This is a genomic window from Amycolatopsis plumensis, assembly GCF_042652605.1.
Lineage (GTDB): Bacteria > Actinomycetota > Actinomycetes > Mycobacteriales > Pseudonocardiaceae > Amycolatopsis > Amycolatopsis plumensis.
The window spans coordinates 8774745-8794220 of the sequence record NZ_JBHSJY010000001.1 but is presented as its reverse complement, the minus strand read 5'-3'; the positions used below and the strand labels follow the sequence as shown (position 1 = coordinate 8794220).

Sequence of the window (19476 nt, the reverse complement as noted above, 5' to 3'; positions counted from 1 at the left end):
GGCCCCGGCGCCGGCCAAGCCGTCCGCGATACCGCGGAGGACCGGGATGACAGCTCAGTCCAGGCAGAACTCGTTGCCTTCGGGATCGGTCAGCACGATGAACCCGGCGCTCAGCGGCGGCTCGGGTTCGCTGCGGCGGACCCAAGTCGCGCCGAGGGTGACCAGCCGTTCGCACTCCGCTTCGAGCGCCGCCATCCGCTCGTCGCCCTGCAGGCCGGGCGCGGCCCGGACGTCGAGGTGGACCCGGTTCTTCGCGGTCTTGCCCTCCGGCACCCGCTGGAAGAACAGGCGTGGCCCCTGCCCGTCGGGGTCTTCGACGGCGGAGCTGCTGGTGCGCTGCTCTTCCGGCACTCCGGCCCGCTCGAGGAACTCGTCCCACGCGGCGAAGGGGTCGGCGCCTTCGGGCAGCTCGACGCCGGGTGGTGCAAGGTGGACGTAGTCCAGCACCTCGCGCCAGAACGCCGAAGCCGAGGCTGTTGAGTTGCTCGACGGTGATCGCGGCGCACGGGTCGGTTCGGAAGCGGCTGGCTCCGGGCAGACCGGCGCCGGGGATCGGCGGGACGGACACCGACGGGTCAGCGGGCCGAGGTGGCGGGCCGGGTGCGCACCCGCCGGCCAGACCCAGAGCCAGGATGGCGGCGAGAGCGGGGAGGGTGTGGCGGCCGGTCATGGCTGGCTGGCTCCTGGTTTGACGTGCCACCGCGCCGGGTCGCTGATGACTCCGGTGCTGCCACCGACTTCGGGCAGGGCGGTGAAGGTGTTCTCGATCGTGGTGAGCTCGATGCGGCTGCCGATCAGTTTGCCGATGTCGGTGATCATCCCGCTGAGGAGGTTGAGGCGGTCCTGCCAGAAGGTCGCGAAGGCGGTGTTGAGTGCGTCGGCGATGTCTTTGAAGCTGATCGGCGCCAGCGGTGGCAGGACGGCCGAGGTGGCGATGGCGATGCCGATCTTGCCGCCCAGCTGGTTGATGTTGATGGCGCATTTGCCGAGGACGACGAGCAGGTTCTTGTAGGTGTCGATGATCGTTTCGGCGATGGAGGACATGGTCTTGGTCAGGGTGGCCAGCGAGGCCTGGTTCTGGGTGAGGATGGGTTTGGCCATGCCTGCGTAGGTGGCGAACTGGTCGGCGGCGTCGCCGTGCCAGGCTGTCGAGAGCGTCAGCTGCGCGGTGTTGAGCTGGTCGACGGCGTCGGAGAGGGCGCTTTGGCTGGCGAAGGTGTCGGCCAGATGCTGGACTTTGCCGATGTCGCCGGCGATGAACACGCGGAGCTTGTTGAGCAGGGTGATGATGCCGTCGGCGCAGATGAACCCGGCGGCGCGCCGGATGACCGCGTCGGCGTCCTCGGGGTAGGGCAGGGCGGCCGGGTCGGAGGGCCGGGAGGTGGTGGGGGAGTGACGATCACCGGGTGCCTCCTTCGAGCTTCTTCAGTCGCTCGCGCTCGGCGGCGTCCTGTTTCTCGTAGTAGCCGGCGCCTTCACCGAGTTCCGTCGAGCCCAAGCCGCGGAAAGGCCCGGTCTTCAGCCGGGTGGCTCCCCTCAGCTTCAACAGGATGCGGGTGTCCAGTTCCTCGACGTCGGCATCTCGGAGCTGAGGCTCTATCTTCTCGATGAGGACGCCGACGCGCCGTTCGTGGATGCGTCTGGGAGAGGAGGGTCCGCCGTCGCGTACGCGGTGGCAGCGGCCACCGAGACGAGAGACGTTGCGTCGAAGTCGCGAACTGCGGCGGTCACGGCGGCTTCGTGTACGAGAGGAGGCTCGCTGAGTGCCGCGATTGCCGTGGCATGTTCAGCCGCGGCCTTCCGCATCGCGCGAAGGGCGACGCCGTCTTCTTGCCAGTAGTTCGGCAACGACCTGGCGACCTTCGCGACCCGTAAGAGTGATAGCCCCAGCTTGACTTTCGAAAGCAGTGCTCGCAGCGGAGGTGTCTTGAAGTGGTCCGGGGCGGGCAGGTCTTTCCGAATTCGATCAAAGTCTCCACTCTGGTCTCGTGCGGCGGCCAGGCCTCGTTGCATGCCCCAGAGATCTTCGAGTTGGTCGTCGTCGAAGTCCAGGGTACGCATGGACGCACGCAGTGCGGCCTCCAGGTCATCGAGTACGACGGTGGCGAAGATCGTATCGATGCTGAGAGGTGCCTTGGAGTTGCGTCGCTGCAGCTCCACAGCGGCTCGGGCAGTCCGCAGGAGGTCGCGCGGAAGACCACCGGACCAGGCATGGCAGAGCATTGCGACGATGGGCGGGAAGCCGGTCGCCCGGGCACGCACGATGTCCAGGGACTCGTCGAGCTCCAGCCGACGAGTGTGCACGACGGTGTCAAAGGCGGAATCGAACGCGTCCCGGCCGGCCAGCCCACGCCGCTCGAACGAGTCCAGGGCGTCTGTCGACACGGTGACGAGGAAGTGGACTTTCTCGATGTGGAAGAGATCTTTCAGCTCGTTGACATCGCCACGGCAGCTGCAGACCACGACAGGTGCGCGGCCGACGTCGTTCGCTTCGGTGGTGTCTGAGTGAGCGTCGAGATGTCGAGGTAGGGGCATATCCGCGGGATCCTCGCCGATGCCTGCCGGGCTGGCTTCCATGTCAGCTCTCAGTGCCGTTGCCGTCTCATCGTTCCAGGTGCGGGTTTCCCAGCTCCTGTTGTAGTGCGCGTATCCGCCTGGCCCACGCGCGTGGTGCTGCCCCTGCGCGTACTGCTGCCCCTTCTCGGTGAGCCCGTAAGCGCCGGGGACTCCGTGCAGGTAGCCGTACTGCTTGAGCAGCGCGTTCATCCCGCGAGCCGTCCGCCCGAACTCCCAGCCCAGCACCCGTGCCGATTTCCCCATGAAGCAGAACCCTTCTCCCGTTCCAGGCTCAGCCTGGGCGAATCGTTCATCGTCTCCAGTCGCCTCGCAGTTACCCCCCTTCGAAGACCGGTTGCGGAAGCGCACCGTTTCCCGGTGCCAGCCGACGGGCACGTTCGCCTTGGCGTCCGGCGGTTGCGGGAAGACGGACGAAGCTGGCTGGAGCAGGTCACGGCTGGTAGACCCTCTAAGGAGCCTGCGGAAGGTGGGTGAGCTGGGCTCTTGCGGTGGTCTGACCAGCGAATATGTCGTGGCGTGTCGAAGCGGGGCGGTTGAGGGCGCACTTCATCGCCGTTGGTTTGCCCTTTCTGAGTCGGCTCGACCTAGCTCAGGAATCACCCCTACCTAGCTAGACTTCCGAAGTCTAGTTAGGTAGATTGATTGTTGTGACTGGACCACGGATGACGCCGCAGACGATCGCGGTGCTGCGCGTACTGCTGGAAGACCCCGCGGCGCCGCGCTACGGACTCGACATCGCCCGGGTGTCCGGGTTGAAGACCGGCACCCTGCACCCGATTCTCCGCCGCCTGGAGCAGGCGGGGCTGATCGAGAGCTTCTGGGAGGACCCGGCCGACCACGAGGACGAAGGTCGGCCCCGGCGCCGCTACTACCGCTTCGCCGGCCACGGAGCCACCGTCACGGCTTACCGGGCTGTCGCCCGAGCTGACTCCGCCCCCGCGGCGGCCGGCGATGTCCCGACGCTGAGTCCCCAGCATGGAAGCTGACGGGAGACGCCGATCGTGCCGCAAAACAGGCCTCAAATCCGATTACTTCTTGGTTTCGCCGTCGCTGGCATCTTTACGGTCGTCGGCGCCGTCATTGCCCTCCTCGCACTTGTCTTCGGCGACGACTCCGCCGCCACCGCCGCCGTCATCTCCGGCGTCGGTGGTATCACCTTGAGTATCCTTGCCATCCTCATCAGACGTGGAATGAAGGTGACGCGAAGAGAAGTGGCCTCCAAAGTGCACGCCTTCGGAAGCGTCGGCCAGCTGCTTCCCGCCGAAGTCAGAGACGAATACCGCGAGGAATGGGCCGCGTGGATGGCGGACCTGCGGGCCGACGGGACGCCACGTCTTCGACGGTGGATGGAGCTGCTATCCCTGGTGCTGATCGCGGTGCCCCGGCTCGCCATCAGCCTGCGGTGGGCGGCTGTCCGTCGGGCGGCGGACCGGTGAAGCACCTCACGGCGGTGAAGACCGTGAAGGTCGTCGGCGTTAGCGGGCTCGTGGTCACCGTCGCTATGAGGGACTGGACCGGGATCGCGTTGGTGGTCGTCGCCATCATCGTCGCGTTCTGCTGGGTGCTGGACGATCATGACCGCGCGAAGCGGCTCACGCTGCTGGTGTCCACCTGGCGCCACGGTACCTCCACCCCGCCGCGGCGCCGCGCCGTCTCCACCGTCCCCCGCACGAAACCACCCGCCACCGGCATGACGGGGCCACGTAGTACACCTTCAGCAGGTCAGGACACCAAGGCACGGCCGCGGCAAAGGACAGGTTGATCTCTGTGTGGAGGGCTTGACCCCGGCCTGAACGGCCTGAAGATCGGGCTGAGCATTGGGGTAGGCGGCGTCGTCGCACTGTACCTGTCCTGGCGCCGCCAGGCGTCCACCGAGCGCACCCTCGCCCACAAGCAAGAAGTTCACACGGCCACGATGGCTCACCGAGACCGGGTCGCCCGCGCCACGGAACACGATGCCGCCCAGCGGCCGGCTGAATGAGCTGTACCTCAAGGCTGTCGAGCATCTGTGACATGCGGGCGAACTGGGTCCCCTGCGATTTCACGCCAGTTCGGGGAGGGGCTGTCCTTCCAGGGACAGCCCCGACTGCCTACGAGGGAGGAAATCGATGTCGACACACAGGCGAGGGCTGTCGAACGGAACGTGATGTTGCGAAAGTGGTTTAGCTGCTGTCACTGATGCCGAGTCGGTCGGCAAGCCAGTTTTGATCGAGCCATAGCGGTCGGCCGGCAAGCCAACTTTCTACGATCTCGCTCAGTTCCTGGCTTACTTCCCTTCGCGGCGGGTTGAGTTTGCTCATGGCGACGTCTCTGGCTGCGCCGGCGACCCAGTCGGCGATTTTGAGTTGGGCAATATTTTTGCTGTCGCCGAAATCAATTTGTTTGACGCCAGAGGTCTGCATCGGACAGTCGGGGTCGGAGGGGTCCGGGAACTGGTCCATGGTGAGGAGGAGCTCCTTATTCCGGTCGATCACCTTCGACTCGTCATGGACCAGGCGAAGAGGGCCGATGATCTCGAAGAACTCTCGGCATAGAGCAACGATCGCTGGTATCGCTGGATCGAGTGTGTCTGGATGGAGACCACTGTTTCGCTCCGCCAGGACAGTGTCGAGCCAGTCCGGGGTAGGCAAGAGAGCCGTCCGAATGCTTGATCCATTTGACTTGTCGACGGTGGCGAGGTATTCCTCTGCTGCCGATACATACGCCTCGGGGCCAACGAGGTCGCGTTGTAGCACAACCCGGACGAACGCCTCAAGGACCTTCGTGAACTTGTGGCTGTCGCCAACGACCGGTCCCACGAGGGCAACCATATGGGCAAGAGCGCGCGCTGATTCATCGGCGTGCATGTTGTAGCCGTCGGCGAACATCAACGGCTCGATCCCCAGATCGACAATCTTCGACACCGTCATGAATTTCTTGTCCGCAACGAAAACTTTCACACTATCGTCAGGTAGCGCAGCGAACGCGGACATCAACAGGACGCGCCCACGCGGACGCCTGGCCAGGAGGCTGTACTTCGGTTCGCCCGCACCTTTCTGCATCGCTCCCACCACCGTGTCGACGATCTCGTTGGCACGGTCGTCGTCGAGGTGCACGCCGGCGACAGTGAAGACGGGTTGGTCTTCGTCACGGAGATTCTCACCGGTGTTGTTGCTCTCATCCGCATACACGACCGGTAGCGCTGCATCGTTCACCCGGCGAGTCTGCCCCACGCGATGAACCGGGGCCACCTGGTTTCCTTCAGGCCGTCGTGGTGGTCGAAGACCTCCGCAAGCCACTTGCTTCGCGGGACGTCTTTGGCAACGCCAGGCGACGCTCGCGACAGGACGCTCTCCGTCTCGGCGATGCCATCGTTGCTCTGGGCCAGGCTGAGCGGCTTGCGGTCCCGCGGAACGCGTCGATCAGCCGCCGCCGTGCCATGGCGAACAGCAGTCTGTGCGGCCCGACCAGGCTCCTACCGTGCTGCCGCGTCTTGACCACAATGAGATAGGCCTCTGAGACAACGCCTCGGCGTCCGACTGCGCGACCCGCGCCTCATGATCATGGCCCAAGCGGCGTTGCCGTAGTGGATTCTTGGACCACAGGTCCCTGGCGAAAACCGCCACCGAGATGCCGAACACGAGGACGGCCGCGGCGGCGAGGGCGCCCAGCCGGCGGCGCGTCCGAGGCGAAAGGCATCCTGATGGCGGCCTGGCACATCACCGCCGACGAGGCGTTCGGCCTTCTCGTCCAGCGTGCCCAGAACGACAACGTCAAGCTTCGGGTCGTCGCGGAGCAGCTGATCGAGCACGCCTGCTGGCCCGGCCAGTGACCCCCCCGGGGCCAGTGTTCATCCGGACGGTGACCTGGGCTGTGCTGGGGCTCGGGCAAGGGGTATCTGGTCGTGTCCGAAATCGTCGCGGCGCGGGATGCGTTGGTCGCCGTCGGGATCGAGGTGGGCGAGTTCTTCCACATCGGTCGGGCGGACCGGTGCGGGCGCTGGCCCCGGAGTGCACCGGACGTACTGTTCGTGGGCGACGTTCGCCGATCCTGATGGGGACGTCTGGCTGTGGCAGGAGATCACCACCCGGTTGCCTGGGTGCATCGGCATCAAGGATCCGGACTGGTCAGATTGGTGAGGACTAGATTACGACTGCGACTGCAAGGGTTATCGACGCAACCGAGGGTGCGGGCATCCAAAGATCAAAGAAGGTGTGATGGCGCTTGTGTCTGGACGCGGTTTACGGATAGAAGTAAGATCTACCGCGACCTAGGTATCTCGGTCAGAGAAGAGGTCCTTTGATGAAGGTGGTGATCCATCGATGGATCCTCGATGGCTTCATGATGTAGAGTCCATGGTTTCCAGTAAGATCGGTTGGCTTTCAGGTCGACTGAAGCGTAAAGCAGAAAGTGAAGTTCGCGAACTTCGGACTGAATACCGGGCTCGAGTGGAAAAATGTGGTCCACTGGAATGTGGCTCGGTCATCGAGGAGATCTGTGCCCACGCTCAGGAGAGTTTTCGACTGTTGGCGGAAGATTTGCGAAAGGGTGTCGATCAAATCGAGTCGATGATTACTGAAAAGTTGCAGGAATCTGGCGGCGACAGCAAAATCGCCAGGTTCTCCGCAGATGGTTCTTCGCAAAACATGAATGTCAATTCTGGTACAAGTTTTGTGGCCGATGAGATTGCTCCGGAGATACTTACCAATCTCCTCGCCGGAGTCGGGGCTGCAGCCGCAACCAGGGGATTATTCATGGGTGCCCTAAATGTGTCAATGGCTGGCGCCGTCAGGCCTATGTTATTTCGGACGGCCATGACTGGCCTGGGTAAGAGAGCTTTTATTGCGGGCTTTGGTGGAGCCGCGTCCGGAGGAGCCGCAGGAGTAAGTTCAGCGGCGGGGGCGTCCATTATTTTTGGTCCTGCTGGCTGGATCATAGGTGGCGCGACAACGGGATTTACCGTCTATCGCAGCTGGCGAAAAGCCAAACGTAAGCAGGCGCAGATGGTCTTGGATCAGGCATGTGAAGATATAAGAGGTTTAGTTGATGAATGGCGCCAGGCTCTCGAGGATGCTCAGGATCACGTCCTTGCGGCACTTCGAGAAAGCTAACCCGGTGGCCCCATATGCCTTCGAGCGGCGCTCGCCGACCGCGGCTAGTAAGGATCGCAAACCGACGCTGCTGTGATGTGCTGCTGAGCTCAGGCGGAACGTCGTCCGCCGATGCGCCCTTTCGAGATCGGTGGCGGACGGTCGGTGATCAGCACCGCGCGTGGAGCGCTTTACTCGAATACCGAATCGCCGCCACCTGGGTAGACCTCACGCAGGGCGTGTCGGCACACCTGTCGGTGTTGGCGGATGACGACCGCTGGAGTCCGCGGATTTCCGCTGTCCCCGACGGGACGCCTCCACATGCATCCTCCAAGTCGTCCAATGGCTGCTCGACGAGGCACGCGCGGACCGGGCTCACACTCCGGCTACGCTCGCTGTTGCCATTCAAGGTCCGGCCAGCGAGTTCGAATGTCCGCGAGGTAGGGCGGCACTTCCAGGTACAGATGTTGTTTGGCCTTGTCAGGGTAGCGGATGTGATGGCGACGGTAGCGGTGGTAGCCGATCAGCACGGCGGCGTGCGTGATGGCTGGCAACAGCAGATCCCACTCCTGGCCGGACGGCGGCCAAACCTCCGCATATCCGGACAGTAGTTGCCGGGCGCGGGCGAGGTCAAACCGGCCGTCGGTGCGGCATAGAGCGTAGAGCGTCATGCCCAGGTCCACCACCGGCAGGTCCAGGGCTGCGGTCTCCCAGTCCAGCACTGCAAGTCGCCCGTTCTCGCCGAGCACGAGGTTGTCCCCGGCCAAGTCGCCGTGCACGAGAACGGAACGCGATTGGTTCGCCGCGGGTAACCTGCCCAGGGCCGCGTGGGTGCGCACCCAATCGGCAAAATCGTGGTCGGCGAATTTTTCGGCCAGTTCGAGCGCGTCTGCGGGTAGTCGGCGGCCGACCGGGAGGTCGAACGCCGGTGGTGGCACTTCGCGCAGCCGGGCAAGCAACGCCCCAGCAGCGCGCAGCGCGGAGGAGGGCAACTGGGTTTGGCAGGTACCGGGCAGATAGTTCTTGAGTAGGAACAGCCGGTTCGCCAACGTCGCCACCGGCTGGCCTGAGCGGTCAGGTAGCGGTTCACTGGTGGGCACTCCGCAGTCGACGAGGTGGCGTAGCAACCGGGCCAAACGGGTAGCCGAAACCGTGTCGTGGTTGTCCAGCACGGTTAGCACATACTGCCGGTCGTCGACGGTGGTAATCAGGTAGCTGGTGTTGGCCGCGCCGCCCGCAAGCGGTTCGGCAGTCGCACATGACAGGCCGAAGCGTTCGTAGAGCTGGGCGAGCGTGTCCGTCGCCAGCGGGCTATAGGTGGCCACTATCGCGCCAGTACCGCTCGCCAGGCGCGCGCGGTGTCGGCGACATCAGCCAGCCAGTCCACCTCAGCCGGCGCCGGGTCGCCGGGCTTCTCTTGCCAGAAGTCGATGATGGCCAGCAGATAGGCGAACTCGGCGCCGTGTACGTAGCGGAGCACGCCGGCACGGGCACGAGCCACGGCGTTCGCATCACGGCGCAAGGCGCCGTCGAGGGCGCGGGCGAGTTCGGCATAGGCACCGATCGAGGTGAGGCCGTGCCGGTCAGCGGCCGCGACTACCTCGTCGCAGTCCGCCGACTGACCGGTGCCCGCTGCGGCCAGCAGTTCAGCGTTGCGCACCTGCAGCTCGGCCCAGGTCAGGTTGATGCCACGCAACAGGTCACGGGCCGAGTCCGCCGCGACCCGTGCCGCGGCCGGGTTTGCGAACCCGAGCGCGAACGCGCGGCACGCCTCGGACAGCGCCGCCTCGCCCTGCATGCCAGCTCCGAGCGCGAGATCGCGGGCTGCCGCATAGGCCGCGTCGGCTTCCTCGTACCGGGCTTGTGTCCACTGTAGATCGCCTAGCACGCGAGACCAGGTTGCCGTCCGCTCCCGGGTAGTGAGCAGTTCAGCTAACTCACGGAACCGGCCCTTTCGGCGGAGGACGTGGCTCAGTCCGCGGGCGGCCGTGTCGGCCATCCGACCGTTTGCCTCAACCAGCGCCCGCATCCCGATCTCGGATTCGGTCTGCCGGCCCAGGTCGCGCATGCACTCTGCGTGGTAGTAGCGGAGGAGTTCCACTGCTTCTTCCGGTAACTGGCCGGAATCCAGGCAGCGGGTGAGTTCACGCGCGGTGTGTTCACGATGCTCCTGCTGTCGCCGGCAGATTATGAGTAGGGCGTAGGCCAGAGTTGCCGCCGGAGTTTCCGGCGGTCGTCCGGTGTCGAGTCCGTCGATCTTCGGCGCGAGGGTTGGTTCCCACACATGGTCGGCTACGAACCGGTACGCCGCATCCACCAACCAGCCAGGCTGCAGCTCGAACTCGTGAGCGAGGCGCAACCCCTGGTTCAGACAAGAGATCAGGGCCGCGCGATGGCTGTGCGCCGTGTAACGTTCAGCGGCCGCACCTAGGTGGCGCAGGGCGCGGGCCGCGGCGCGTTTCCAGTCGTGCGCGCTCCACGAATCGTCCAGTCCGTGGTCGGCGGCCGCGACGTGGCTGCGGATCAGCTCGTCCAGATGGTACGGCCACGGTTCCCATTCGGTGAACTGTACGAGCGGCCGATCAATCAGGCGCAACGAGCCGGATTCGCCAAGCAGGCCTGCGGTCTCGGTTAGTAGGCCTACGTCAAAGGCGTCAAGCAGACTGGCCGCGCGCAACGCAGCGCGCTCCTCCTGTCCGAGATCGCGGAAGACCCTGGCAATCAGGCCGGGAAACTCGACGTTGAACTCCTCGGGCCTGACCGGCCGCCGGTCCTCGTAGAACTGCAGGTAGCGCATGACGGATAGATCGAGATAGAGCGGTAGGCCGTGCGCGTTGGCGACGATGCGCTCCCTGATGTCCTCGGCGATGAGCGGACTGTTGTCTTGGCGCAACCGATCGCGCAGGAATCGATCGGAATCGTGCGGGGATAGCGCGCCGACCAGATGTTGCCGCGGGTCCCCCTCACTCCCCGCAGCCAGGCCCGGCCAACTCACCGGGCCGGCCCAATCGAATACACCGTCCACGTCGTCATCAGCCCATGTCAACCGATTGCGTCCGGTGATGACGAAGAAAACGTTCGGCATCAACCACACCAAGCGCTGAAGGTAGCGCTCGAATTCCCGGTTCGCCTCTTCGAAGGTGTCGACGAAGACGACTAGCCGGACCGGGCGCGTCGTAGACTGGCGTTGTTGTTGGTAGCAGTCCCAGGCCAGCAGATACGGGTAGTAGCTGAGGGTCTCCAGGTCTGGTTCCGCCTCGAGCAGCTCGGTCAGTCTGGTGCAGGCGGTCAGCACGCGTTTGCGGTCTGCGCGACCGCGCAACGCCTTGACAAGTGCTTTGCCAGTCATTGTGATCAGCGAGACGCCCGGTACCTGCAGGTCAAGCGCCCTAGCCACCTCATCGAGAGAGTACTGCAGGGCCTCCGGCAGTCTCGTGGTGTTCTCCCCCCGCAGCAGAGCACCCCGGTTGGTGAGATATTCGGCGATGTTCTCGTGCGGGTGGACTCGGCTCCAGTATCGGGAGAGTGCAAGGTCGAACGCGATGGTGCGTCGCTGCGCGCCGATCAGGGCAGCGCGCAAAAGTATCATGATCGCTTCAAGATCTACGCCGGACTCGCGGGTCAGGTCCAGCCGAGCGGTGTGGATCAGGCCGGTGTCGTGCGGAAAGTCAGGCCAGGTCGAGGAATCGGGCCGCTTTCGGCCGGAAGCCCAGGCTTGCAACTGGTGGGACAGGGTGGTCTTGCCGACTCCGCCCATGCCATAAAAGGTGATGACGTTGCGCCTGGGTTCCAGCACGTCCACTGGATCGCAGCGACCGGCAGATACAGACGCCCCGTGCACGGCGAAAGCGCGTTCGAAGGCAGCGCTTTCGGCGTCCCGGTCTACGAATATCTGCCGAGCATCGATGCTGCTGAGGTTGGTGCGGAACAGCACCCGGAGGTCTGAGCTCATAGTGAGTGGTCCCGGTGTTGTGTAATGGTTATGACGCCGTGCGGAAGCCCAGCAGCAGAGCATCGCGCACGGCGGTGCCCCCGGCGGCCGGTGTGATTGGTTCTGTGTAGTGCGACAGTTGTGTGTCGTTGACGAAGACGGAGTCCAGCGGCCGGGTTAACTCGGCGGTGACCAGTTGTTCTGCGCCGCGATACAGCGAGGTGCGCCCGCCTGCGGCGTTGTCGCGGGCGATGAGGTGCACAGAGATAAACTCGAGCCCGTCCTGGTGTGGCCCCTCCGGCGCCGGCGCGCCCGGCTGGTCAGCTGTGCCGAGAATGCGGATCTGGTGCACGTCGACCAGCCAGGACGGCTCCGGGGCGTCTGCGGCTGTCGTGATCTGCGTGGTCGCATGACGCAGGAGCGCCAGCAGGAACGGGTTCCGCTGCGCGTCCCGCGTAAGTCCGGCGAACTGGCGTCGAATGCCGCCGAAGAGCGGGTTCGCCGATTTCTGCTGGTAGTAGTCACGGTTGCCGAGCACCTGGATGTCCGTGCCGGATGACGGGACGAGGTAATGGCCATACCGGCGGAGCCGGTAGGCCGAACGAACCTGGCTAGTGAGCACGTAACTGTCCGGTTGTAGGCGATCCCAAGTCGCGGCGAACCGCCGAAAACTATCCCGCAGTTTGGGTGATAGCCGAATCCGGACGCCAGGCACCACCGCATATCCCCGTCGACGGAGTTCGACGCCAGGATCGATTTCACAGTAGATCGGGGGCTGATGAGGATCGGGGGCGACGTCCGTGCTCAATTCCGTCATCGGTGGACGCTCCTGCTCAGGTCGACGTGGTCTGGCGTGCTCCGATGTACTGCTCTATCGCTTTCACGAAACGGTCGAGTGCGTTGGGCGAGGAGGGCAGGAACAGGTTCGGCTCGATGAGTTCCAGTTCCATCAGCGTCGAGTCCTTGCCTGCGGTCACCATGTCGATCCTGGCGTAGAGCGGGGTACCCAGCCGAACAGGAATAGCGGCCAGCGTCTCGGTGGCGAGCCGAATCTCGCCGGCGGTCGGTTGGTAGGGCTGCAGGTTCGGGTGGGGGAAGCGGCTGTTGTCGATGCCGTTGGCCGCGGTGAGCACCGCACCCTTTGCCATGGCGTGGCTGAACTCGCCGTCCAGGAAGACCAGTGCGTGTTCCCCAGCTGTGTCGATGGTCTCCAGGTAAGGCTGAACCATCACCGCTTGGCCGTGTCCATGTAGCATACGCACGTGCTCCGCGGCCCTCGGGTCGCCGGCTCGGTACCGCCCGGTGTTTAGTGCGCCGGCGGAAATCGCAGGTTTCACGACGATGTCGTGATCGAAGTTCGGCAGGGCCTGGCCGGGGTAGAGGTAGCTGGTGTTCACGACCGGCAGAGCGGCCGCCGCCAGTTCTCGCAGGTAGTGCTTGTCCATGTTCCACAGCACGAGCTCGGCCGGGTTGGCCAGCAGGGTTTCTCGGGACACTGTCCGCGTCCAGTCCCGGAACTCCGCGATCCTGATGGCGTAGTCCCATGGCGAGCGAATGAGCACGAGATCGAATTCTGCCCACGACCGCTGGTCATGCCAAAAGGCCGCTTCGGCGCGGAAACCCGCATCGGCCAGCTTGCGTAACAACAAGGGGGTGTCATGGTCATCATCGTGGGCGCAGGTGGCAGTCGCAATGGCCACGCGGTGGGGGTGCAGCATGGCGCCGAAGGCTAGCACCCCCTCCCGACCCCTGGACGAGGAGGCAAATTGGTCCAGCTGTCTGTCACCCGGTTCGGTTGGTTTCGACATGTGCCGGGTTCTCCCCTGTGTGCGGCCATGTCATCTGAGGCTGGCACGGCCAGAGTGCCCTGGTCAAGGGAGGCAGAGTGCTGGACGTGGGGGCAACGTCCAGTCGAGTGATTGTGGCTGGCCCTGTCCGCCGACCACCCCACCGGGCGCCAGCCAATGCGGCGCGGTGGGCGGCGTAACCAGGCCGAAGAAGCAGCGCCGGGCTGTTCGTACGTCCGGCGCCGCCCGCGTCACACGTGAGTGTTCCTTGATGCCCTGACCGGGTGGATACGGACCGACGTGAGTGACGAGGACGCGGACTGGTTGTTCTGTTCGGGAGGTTGCGACCCGACAACGTGCGATCAGGCGTCTTGTATGAGGGCGACTGAGGGTCGGCACGGTTCTCTGAGGTTCACCCCGGTAGCGGGCACCGAGTTAGCAGGGCCCAGCCGTCCCGCTGGAAGAATGTCCCTATGTCTCTGCGCAGGCGTCGGCCGTCATGCCGGAGTACAGAAGGTCGAGGCTGCTCGCCGCGTGATCGATTTCGGCCGCAGATCGCCAAAGCCGGCTGAGTCCGCGATGGAAGTCGCCCTCGAGCCTGGTCCCCAACGCGACCGTGCCTCGAAACTGGAACTTGCTGCCTGGTCAATTTACGAGCAACTTCTGCACCACTGGCAGGCTGGTGATCAGGACCGCGAGGTCCGCCAAGCAGCCCGTGAACGGCTCGCTCAGCATCTCTGGCAGCGCGTCTCCCCAACACGCGACATCGTCGCGAGCGCCGAGGAGGGGCTTCACGGCCGCCGTGGCAGCGCTGACCGCGAAGCCAGGTCTGAGCCTGCGGGCGTAGCGAAGCGACTCGAGATCTTGACGGCAAACATCTCTAGAGGCCGTGCTGGCGTGTAGTTCGTGTCATGCAGACCTAGTCAGCTAAGGCGTGATGGTGCCAAGTGGCTTCCATGTCGAGTTGACCAGCAGGAATAGGCGAGTGGCTGGTGCCCATAGCCGGTAGGTGTCTTCGAGTACCAGCCGCTCGCCTGCTGATGTCGCCCATTTCCATGCCCCGGCAGGAGTGTCAAACAGAGGGAACAAGTCTGACCAGGGGCGTTACATGGGCACCTGGGCAATCCGTGGCGAGCTTCGAGTTTTGGGCGCGGGAAGGGACCTTGTCATGACCCACTACGTCGTGTTTCAGGTCACCGCTGCAGTCCCGGCACCGGAAACGTCGGGGATGCTGGGAGGAGAAGCCGCTCATTGCCCCGCCCGCGGCCCCGAAGTTCTCATGGCATCCGCCGGCGAGCGGCTGGTCGAGACCGAGGCCGCGGGGATGAGACCGGCAATGTCGTATTCGTCGTCGTTGGCCAGGTCGCAGCCGATGAGATCGACGCGTTCGTGGCGGGGGACGGCGTAGATGTGGGTCGGTGAGCTGGCGGTGGTGTAGTGCGGACACACGGCGGCGGTCAGGCGCGCGCATTTGAGTGAGCAGACGGCGCCGCCGTACATTTCGACCATCGTGCCGGTCTGGTTCGCCGGGGCCAGGACGTACACGACGTCCGTCCGCGGTGTGCCGCAGACCTGGCGAAGGTCGCCGTGGCGCATGCGCTCGGCGCGATCGTCGTCGAACTTCCACGGATCCCACCCGGCCCGGCGTTCACCGTCCCTCGAAGTAGCGGCGAGCCACGGTTGCGGGCGTGACTGCGGCCGCTGGGGGAGCGGGGTTCCGGCGTTGTCGAGGTCGGCCGTGCACTGCATACGTGGTCTCGGCCATCGGCCCCTCCCCGCAGCGTCCGCTGCTGCACCTGCTCTGTCGTGCTGGCCTGGGTGGACTGTCACGACCGTTTCATGCCCTTCACCCTGGATGATCAGCCGACGGCTCCGCGCCGGCGTGCAGGGTAGCCGGTCCGTCCCAGCGGTCGCGGATGATGGTGGCCAGTTCGTCCAGGTGCGCTCGGGCATCCTCCGCGGCCTGAATGTCGGCGGTCTCGAAGAGCCGATCGAGTTCGAGGAGCGTGGCCTGCGCCTGGCTGGCGGCCTGCTGTGGCGGCGCCGGCTCAGCAGCTCTCAACCATTCCTCGCCCCACAGCGCGGATCCGGCCTGGCTGATGGCCGAGTGGAAGATCAGCTCCTCCACCTTGTCCGCGGTCAGGTCGAGTTGTGCCGCCCATGACGTCAGCAGCGCGACGTATCGGTCGTAGGTCGAGGGCCGCCAGTCGTCGATGTTCAGGGGCGTACGTGCGTGGGTGACCAGCCAGCGGCGGACGTCGGCGTCGTGTCGCTCGGCGGTCGGCAGGCCCAGCCGCTGCGGCCTCCTCGCGCACCCGCGCCGCGGGGTAAGTGTCGGGGGCGAGGTAGACCGCCTTCCCGACGCCTTCGTTGAGGGTGCTCTGCGCGATCAACAGGCCGACCACCGTCTTGCCGCCGCCGGTGTTCTGCTTGATCGCCACGTCGCGGTCGTCCTTGCGGGCGAACCAGCCCTCCAGCACCTCGCCCTGTTCCTGGCGCAGGTAGGAGAACTGCTTGTTCGGCAGCGCGGCGAAGATGTCGCGCGGCTGGATGACCAGCTGCGGGCTGGACGAGCCGATCCGGTTCCAGTCCAACGACACGAGAGCGGTCCTTTCGCCTCGGCGAGGCGTCGACTTTACCGGGCGCCAGGGACGCTTCGGCGGGCCGCTCCCGCTGTTGCTTCCTCAGCGTATGGCACCTGAGCAGGTAAAACGATTACCGTCCTGGGTGGGGCGAACGCGCGCTTCCCGGCGTCGGGTCACCGGCACACCGTCGGCGGAGGCTCGCTGAACCCAGGGGACGACCAGGTCGAGAGCCTTCCCTCAGGGGCCCTGTTTCAGCAGCAGCGGTTGCGCAACTGCGCGAACGTCTTCCACTAGCAGATGTCTGCCCGTCGGGCCTGCGAACGGACGGTGGGCACGCCGCCTGGCGCGCGGAGTCTACGGCTAACCTCTCCGACTCATGGAGCCACTACTGGACGAGGAACGGCTGGCGCTGACCAGCTTGTGTGAGGAACTGCCGACCCTCCGCGAAGAGTGCTCCGCCCTGGGCGGGAACGAACTACGCCTGCTGGCCCGCATCGAGACCGAGGCGCGGGCCCGTCGGCCCGTCGCGGCCTTGCTGCGGGAACTGGACGGGCAGGACGTCGTGCGTGGCGTGAGCACCGGGCTGCCGGGAGCGGGTCCGGGACGCGCCGACGACGAACAGTTCGGGTGTCCGGACGGCGCCTGCGACCGGCTGGCGCACACCGTTCCGGCGGGTCCGGCGCCGCAGTGCCTGGTCATCGGCCGGCCGATGATCCGTCGCTGACGGCCCTGCTGCCCGACCTCGCTTCCGGCAAACGCCACCGACGCGGCACGGGGGCCACTAGGCTCGTGCGGTCTTGCAGGTGCGGAGGTGAGGCGGCGGTAGTGGGCAGGTTCTTCGAGGAGCTGGCGAAGAAGCTGGCGGAGCGGTGGCTCGCGCTGCTCGTGCTTCCCGGCGCGGGGTTCCTAGCGGTCGCCATTGTGGGCGGGTGGCAGCGGCATCGGGCCGCCTTGGACTGGTCCCGGTTCCGGCAAGGGGTGGACACCTTCGCGGCGACGGCTTCGCGGCTGCCGGTGGGTCTTCAGCTCGTGCTGCTAGTCCTCGCGCTGCTCGGCACGGCCGGGGTCGGCCTGGTGGTGCAGGCCTTGGCGGGTCTGACGCGGCTGGTCTGGCTCGGCCGCTGGCCGGCGCCGCTGCTGAAGTGGCGGGTGCGGGCGCGCCGCCGGCGCTGGCTGGACTTGGTCGGCCAGCGGCGAGCCGTGAGCGGGGAAGAGTCCGAGCGCCGGGCGGCCGCTGATCGCCTGGCCGGGAAGGCGAACCGGATCGCGCTCGCCGAGCCGGGGCGGCCGACGTGGATGGGCGATCGCGTGCACGCGGTGGAACAGGTCGCGCTGGCCCGGTACGGGCTGGACCTGACGTTCGGGTGGCCGCGGCTGTGGCTGGTGCTGCCGGACACCGTGCGAGCGGAGATCACGGCGGCCGAGGCGAGCTTCGCGGCCGCGGTCGCGACCGGCACCTGGTCGCTGCCGTACCTGGTACTGGCGGTTTTCTGGTGGCCGGCGGCGGTGGCGGGGCTGGCGTTCGGTGTCACGGGGTGGGCTCGCGCACGTGCCGCGATCGGCGACCTGGGAGCACTGTCCGAGGCCGCCGTGGACCTGCACGGCACGACGCTCGCGCGGGCGCTCGGGGTGGACGATCCGGAGAAATCGGGAGTGCTCACCCTCGAGCAGGGCAAGAAGATCACCGAGATCGTCCGGAAAGGGCGATGACGTTCGCTGGGGGAGCCGGTGGAAGCCGAGGACAGCGGGGCACCGCACCCGCTCATGCAGTGGAAGCTGACCGACCATGGCCCGCTGGACGAGCAGGTGCACATCCAGGTCGGCACACTGGAACGCGGGTACTACGTGGACCACACGGGCTTCGGCCGCCGGTTGTTCCCGGACAAGCGCACGGCCTGGGAAGCGATCAAGGACTTGATGCGCCGCCACCGCGGGACGTGGCGCGAAACCCCGTGCGACCGCGCGCCGTTCGACGAACTGCGTCCGCCGGATGCATCGCGGGTGCTCTACGACACCGGGGGAAACTGCCTGTTCGGGCACTGGGGCGAGGACAAGGACGAGCGGTGGGACCGGTATCTGGACGCGCTGGCCGACGGCCGCCGTTTCCACGAGACCGAGGCGCACGCGCTGTTCGGGGGCGCCATCGAGGCGGTGACGTTCATGGATCCGGACACCGGTGCCGAGCGGCACGCGGTGACGATCGCGATCGATCCGGGCTCGGACTACCGCGTCGTCGACTACCCGGACCGCGATGCCGCGGCCGCGGCATACGAGCGGGAGGTGCACGACCACGCGGACGAAGAATTCCGCTACCGGTGGAGTGATCTGCCCGAGGTCCCGGTTGATCCCGCCTCCTCGCTCCCGAAGGGTCTGAAGGTGCTGGGCGACGGCACGGTGATGAACGAAGACGACCACGAATACCTGTACGGCGCGCCGCCCAGCCGGATGACCTGGCCCCGCACACCCCCCTCTGCAGCGCCCCGACGAGTGCGCGGCATGACGGCCGCGCCCCGGGACTGGGGACCGGGGGAGGCCCACCTCGAGGACGTCACCCCGGCAGAGTGGCAGGACGAGAACCCGGAACTGCGGGCCAACGCCCTGGTACTCCTCGCCCTCGCCGACGGGCGGGTGCTGCTCGCCTCAGCGCACGACGGCGCGGCACGCATGTGGAGCGCCCGCGACGGCCGGCAGCTGCGCAATGTGGTCGGCCACAGCGAATGGGTGCTGTCGGTCGGGCTGGTCGCGCTCGAGGATGGCCAGGTCGTGCTGGCCACCGGCGGGAAGGACGGGCTGGCCCGGGAGTGGACAGCGCAGGAGGGGAAGCCGGTGCGAGAGATCGAGGCGCACCGCTCGCCGGTGAACGCGGTCGCGTGGGTCTGCCCGCCCGACGAGATCCCCTGGCTGGTCACCGGCAGCGACGACGCGACCGTGCGGGTCTGGGAGCCGGACACCCGCGGGGAGATCGCTGTGCTGGAAGCGGGCCGGCCGAGCGTCGACATCGTGTGGTCGGTCGCCACCGCCGTGCTGCCCGACGGGCACGTGTGCGTCGTGGCCGGGACCGACGACAGCATGACCGCGTCGGTGCACGTGTGGGACGTGACGGCCGGGCAGCGGCTGCACCGATTCACGATTGAGCGGGACGACGCGGATATCCGGGGGCCGCAGGTGGCCGTGGTGACGCTGGCGGACCGGTCCTTCCGGGTCGCGGTGGCGGTGGGCGCCACCGTGCGGGTGTGGGACGGCCTGACCGGCGAGCCCGTGCGGACATTCTCCCTGCCGGACGCGCGCGAGTCGGCGGTGGCCATGGCGGTGCTGCCCGACCTGCGGGTGGCGGTCGCGGCGACCGACGGCGGCCGCACCGTCCTCTGGGACGCGGAATCCGGGGTGGAGCTGGCCACGGCGACGAGCGGGCGGCCGGATTTCCCGCACGCGGTGGCCCTCGCGGCCCGGCCGGACGGCGGGTTGCTGCTGGCGGTGGGCCGTCAGGACGGCGCGCCGGCGCGGATGTTCCGGCTGGATCTCTGAAG

The 19476-nt window shown here is 66.3% G+C and carries 20 protein-coding genes and 2 pseudogenes; 10 read left to right on the top strand and 12 right to left on the bottom strand.

All coding sequences use genetic code 11. The features are described 5' to 3' along the window. Positions 1–54: 54 nt before the first annotated feature. Together ACFPLC_RS42215 and ACFPLC_RS42210 are read right to left on the bottom strand one after the other, a co-directional pair. Positions 55–465, bottom strand: a pseudogene (locus ACFPLC_RS42215) (VOC family protein); the annotation flags it as partial. Positions 466–666: 201 nt separating this feature from the next. Next, positions 667–1101: a hypothetical protein gene (locus ACFPLC_RS42210; protein ID WP_378236152.1), complete on the bottom strand. Its 435-nt coding sequence runs from the start codon at positions 1099–1101 to the stop codon at positions 667–669. A gap of 10 nt (positions 1102–1111) precedes the next feature. Between ACFPLC_RS42210 and ACFPLC_RS42205 the strand changes: the two genes are divergently transcribed. Beyond that, positions 1112–1351, top strand: coding sequence for a hypothetical protein (locus ACFPLC_RS42205; protein ID WP_378236151.1), 240 nt, complete (start codon positions 1112–1114; stop codon positions 1349–1351). A gap of 48 nt (positions 1352–1399) precedes the next feature. Here the strand turns inward: ACFPLC_RS42205 and ACFPLC_RS42200 are convergent, their stop codons facing one another. After that, the gene (locus ACFPLC_RS42200; protein WP_378194495.1) at positions 1400–1546 is read right to left on the bottom strand and encodes a hypothetical protein; all 147 of its coding nucleotides are present in this window, start codon (positions 1544–1546) and stop codon (positions 1400–1402) included. A 50-nt stretch (positions 1547–1596) separates the two neighbouring features. Further along, positions 1597–2820, bottom strand: a complete 1224-nt coding sequence (locus tag ACFPLC_RS42195) for a hypothetical protein (RefSeq protein WP_378194492.1) — start codon at positions 2818–2820, stop codon at positions 1597–1599. Positions 2821–3224: 404 nt separating this feature from the next. Between ACFPLC_RS42195 and ACFPLC_RS42190 the strand changes: the two genes are divergently transcribed. The 3 genes from ACFPLC_RS42190 (at position 3225) to ACFPLC_RS42180 (ending at position 4339) form a co-directional block, all read left to right on the top strand. Further along, positions 3225–3563 (top strand): PadR family transcriptional regulator, encoded by a 339-nt coding sequence (locus ACFPLC_RS42190; protein WP_378194489.1) that lies wholly within the window; start codon positions 3225–3227, stop codon positions 3561–3563. A 210-nt stretch (positions 3564–3773) separates the two neighbouring features. Next, positions 3774–4013, top strand: a complete 240-nt coding sequence (locus ACFPLC_RS42185; protein ID WP_378236150.1) for a hypothetical protein — start codon at positions 3774–3776, stop codon at positions 4011–4013. After that, on the top strand, positions 4010–4339 hold the full coding sequence (locus tag ACFPLC_RS42180; protein ID WP_378194484.1) for a hypothetical protein: 330 nt from the start codon (positions 4010–4012) through the stop codon (positions 4337–4339). Before ACFPLC_RS42185 ends, ACFPLC_RS42180 begins: the two co-directional genes overlap by 4 nt. Positions 4340–4739: 400 nt before the next feature. On the opposite strand, the gene ACFPLC_RS42175 is transcribed toward ACFPLC_RS42180, so the two are convergent. Then, positions 4740–5771, bottom strand: a complete 1032-nt coding sequence (locus tag ACFPLC_RS42175; protein WP_378194481.1) for a DUF3800 domain-containing protein — start codon at positions 5769–5771, stop codon at positions 4740–4742. 371 nt (positions 5772–6142) lie between these two features. Between ACFPLC_RS42175 and ACFPLC_RS42170 the strand changes: the two genes are divergently transcribed. The 3 genes from ACFPLC_RS42170 (at position 6143) to ACFPLC_RS42160 (ending at position 7667) form a co-directional block, all read left to right on the top strand. Next, complete coding sequence (locus ACFPLC_RS42170) at positions 6143–6388, top strand: ANTAR domain-containing protein (protein WP_378194478.1); 246 nt, start codon at positions 6143–6145, stop codon at positions 6386–6388. Positions 6389–6566: 178 nt separating this feature from the next. Then, positions 6567–6695, top strand: a complete 129-nt coding sequence (locus ACFPLC_RS42165; protein ID WP_378236149.1) for a hypothetical protein — start codon at positions 6567–6569, stop codon at positions 6693–6695. Positions 6696–6911: 216 nt separating this feature from the next. Beyond that, positions 6912–7667, top strand: coding sequence for a hypothetical protein (locus tag ACFPLC_RS42160; RefSeq protein WP_378194475.1), 756 nt, complete (start codon positions 6912–6914; stop codon positions 7665–7667). A 365-nt stretch (positions 7668–8032) separates the two neighbouring features. Here ACFPLC_RS42160 and ACFPLC_RS42155 read toward each other — a convergent pair whose 3' ends face one another. The 7 genes and pseudogenes from ACFPLC_RS42155 to ACFPLC_RS42125 all read right to left on the bottom strand — a co-directional run. After that, the gene (locus tag ACFPLC_RS42155; RefSeq protein WP_378194472.1) at positions 8033–8971 is read right to left on the bottom strand and encodes a phosphotransferase; all 939 of its coding nucleotides are present in this window, start codon (positions 8969–8971) and stop codon (positions 8033–8035) included. Next, on the bottom strand, positions 8971–11598 hold the full coding sequence (locus ACFPLC_RS42150) for a hypothetical protein (protein ID WP_378194469.1): 2628 nt from the start codon (positions 11596–11598) through the stop codon (positions 8971–8973). Before ACFPLC_RS42150 ends, ACFPLC_RS42155 begins: the two co-directional genes overlap by 1 nt. 28 nt (positions 11599–11626) lie before the next feature. Next, positions 11627–12394 carry a 2OG-Fe dioxygenase family protein gene (locus ACFPLC_RS42145; RefSeq protein WP_378194466.1) on the bottom strand — a complete coding sequence of 256 codons (768 nt, stop codon included), beginning with the start codon at positions 12392–12394 and terminating at the stop codon, positions 11627–11629. Between the two features lie 16 nt (positions 12395–12410). Beyond that, the gene (locus tag ACFPLC_RS42140) at positions 12411–13295 is read right to left on the bottom strand and encodes an ATP-grasp domain-containing protein (RefSeq protein ID WP_378194463.1); all 885 of its coding nucleotides are present in this window, start codon (positions 13293–13295) and stop codon (positions 12411–12413) included. Positions 13296–14612: 1317 nt separating this feature from the next. Beyond that, the gene (locus ACFPLC_RS42135; protein ID WP_378236148.1) at positions 14613–15113 is read right to left on the bottom strand and encodes a hypothetical protein; all 501 of its coding nucleotides are present in this window, start codon (positions 15111–15113) and stop codon (positions 14613–14615) included. 97 nt (positions 15114–15210) lie between these two features. Beyond that, positions 15211–15426 (bottom strand): hypothetical protein, encoded by a 216-nt coding sequence (locus ACFPLC_RS42130; protein ID WP_378194458.1) that lies wholly within the window; start codon positions 15424–15426, stop codon positions 15211–15213. A gap of 108 nt (positions 15427–15534) precedes the next feature. Continuing rightward, a pseudogene (locus ACFPLC_RS42125) lies at positions 15535–15579 on the bottom strand (hypothetical protein); the annotation flags it as partial. Positions 15580–16325: 746 nt separating this feature from the next. Between ACFPLC_RS42125 and ACFPLC_RS42120 the strand changes: the two are divergent. The 3 genes from ACFPLC_RS42120 (at position 16326) to ACFPLC_RS42110 (ending at position 19474) form a co-directional block, all read left to right on the top strand. Next, entirely contained in the window at positions 16326–16673 is a 348-nt protein-coding gene (locus tag ACFPLC_RS42120; protein ID WP_378194455.1) for a hypothetical protein, read from the top strand. A 101-nt stretch (positions 16674–16774) separates the two neighbouring features. After that, entirely contained in the window at positions 16775–17659 is an 885-nt protein-coding gene (locus ACFPLC_RS42115; RefSeq protein WP_378194452.1) for a hypothetical protein, read from the top strand. Positions 17660–17677: 18 nt separating this feature from the next. Continuing rightward, complete coding sequence (locus ACFPLC_RS42110) at positions 17678–19474, top strand: WD40 repeat domain-containing protein (RefSeq protein ID WP_378194449.1); 1797 nt, start codon at positions 17678–17680, stop codon at positions 19472–19474. The last annotated feature ends 2 nt before the right edge of the window (positions 19475–19476 follow it).

Bases quoted from the DNA above. Each gene is read 5' to 3' on its own strand.
- ACFPLC_RS42120 (WP_378194455.1), top strand. From the start codon at position 16,326: ATGGAGCCACTACTGGACGAGGAACGGCTGGCGCTGACCAGCTTGTGT.
- ACFPLC_RS42145 (WP_378194466.1), bottom strand. From the start codon at position 12,394: ATGACGGAATTGAGCACGGACGTCGCCCCCGATCCTCATCAGCCCCCG.
- ACFPLC_RS42140 (WP_378194463.1), bottom strand. From the start codon at position 13,295: ATGCTGCACCCCCACCGCGTGGCCATTGCGACTGCCACCTGCGCCCAC.
- ACFPLC_RS42195 (WP_378194492.1), bottom strand. From the start codon at position 2,820: ATGGGGAAATCGGCACGGGTGCTGGGCTGGGAGTTCGGGCGGACGGCT.
- ACFPLC_RS42160 (WP_378194475.1), top strand. From the start codon at position 6,912: ATGGTTTCCAGTAAGATCGGTTGGCTTTCAGGTCGACTGAAGCGTAAA.
- ACFPLC_RS42135 (WP_378236148.1), bottom strand. From the start codon at position 15,113: ATGCAGTGCACGGCCGACCTCGACAACGCCGGAACCCCGCTCCCCCAG.
- ACFPLC_RS42150 (WP_378194469.1), bottom strand. From the start codon at position 11,598: ATGAGCTCAGACCTCCGGGTGCTGTTCCGCACCAACCTCAGCAGCATC.
- ACFPLC_RS42210 (WP_378236152.1), bottom strand. From the start codon at position 1,101: ATGGCCAAACCCATCCTCACCCAGAACCAGGCCTCGCTGGCCACCCTG.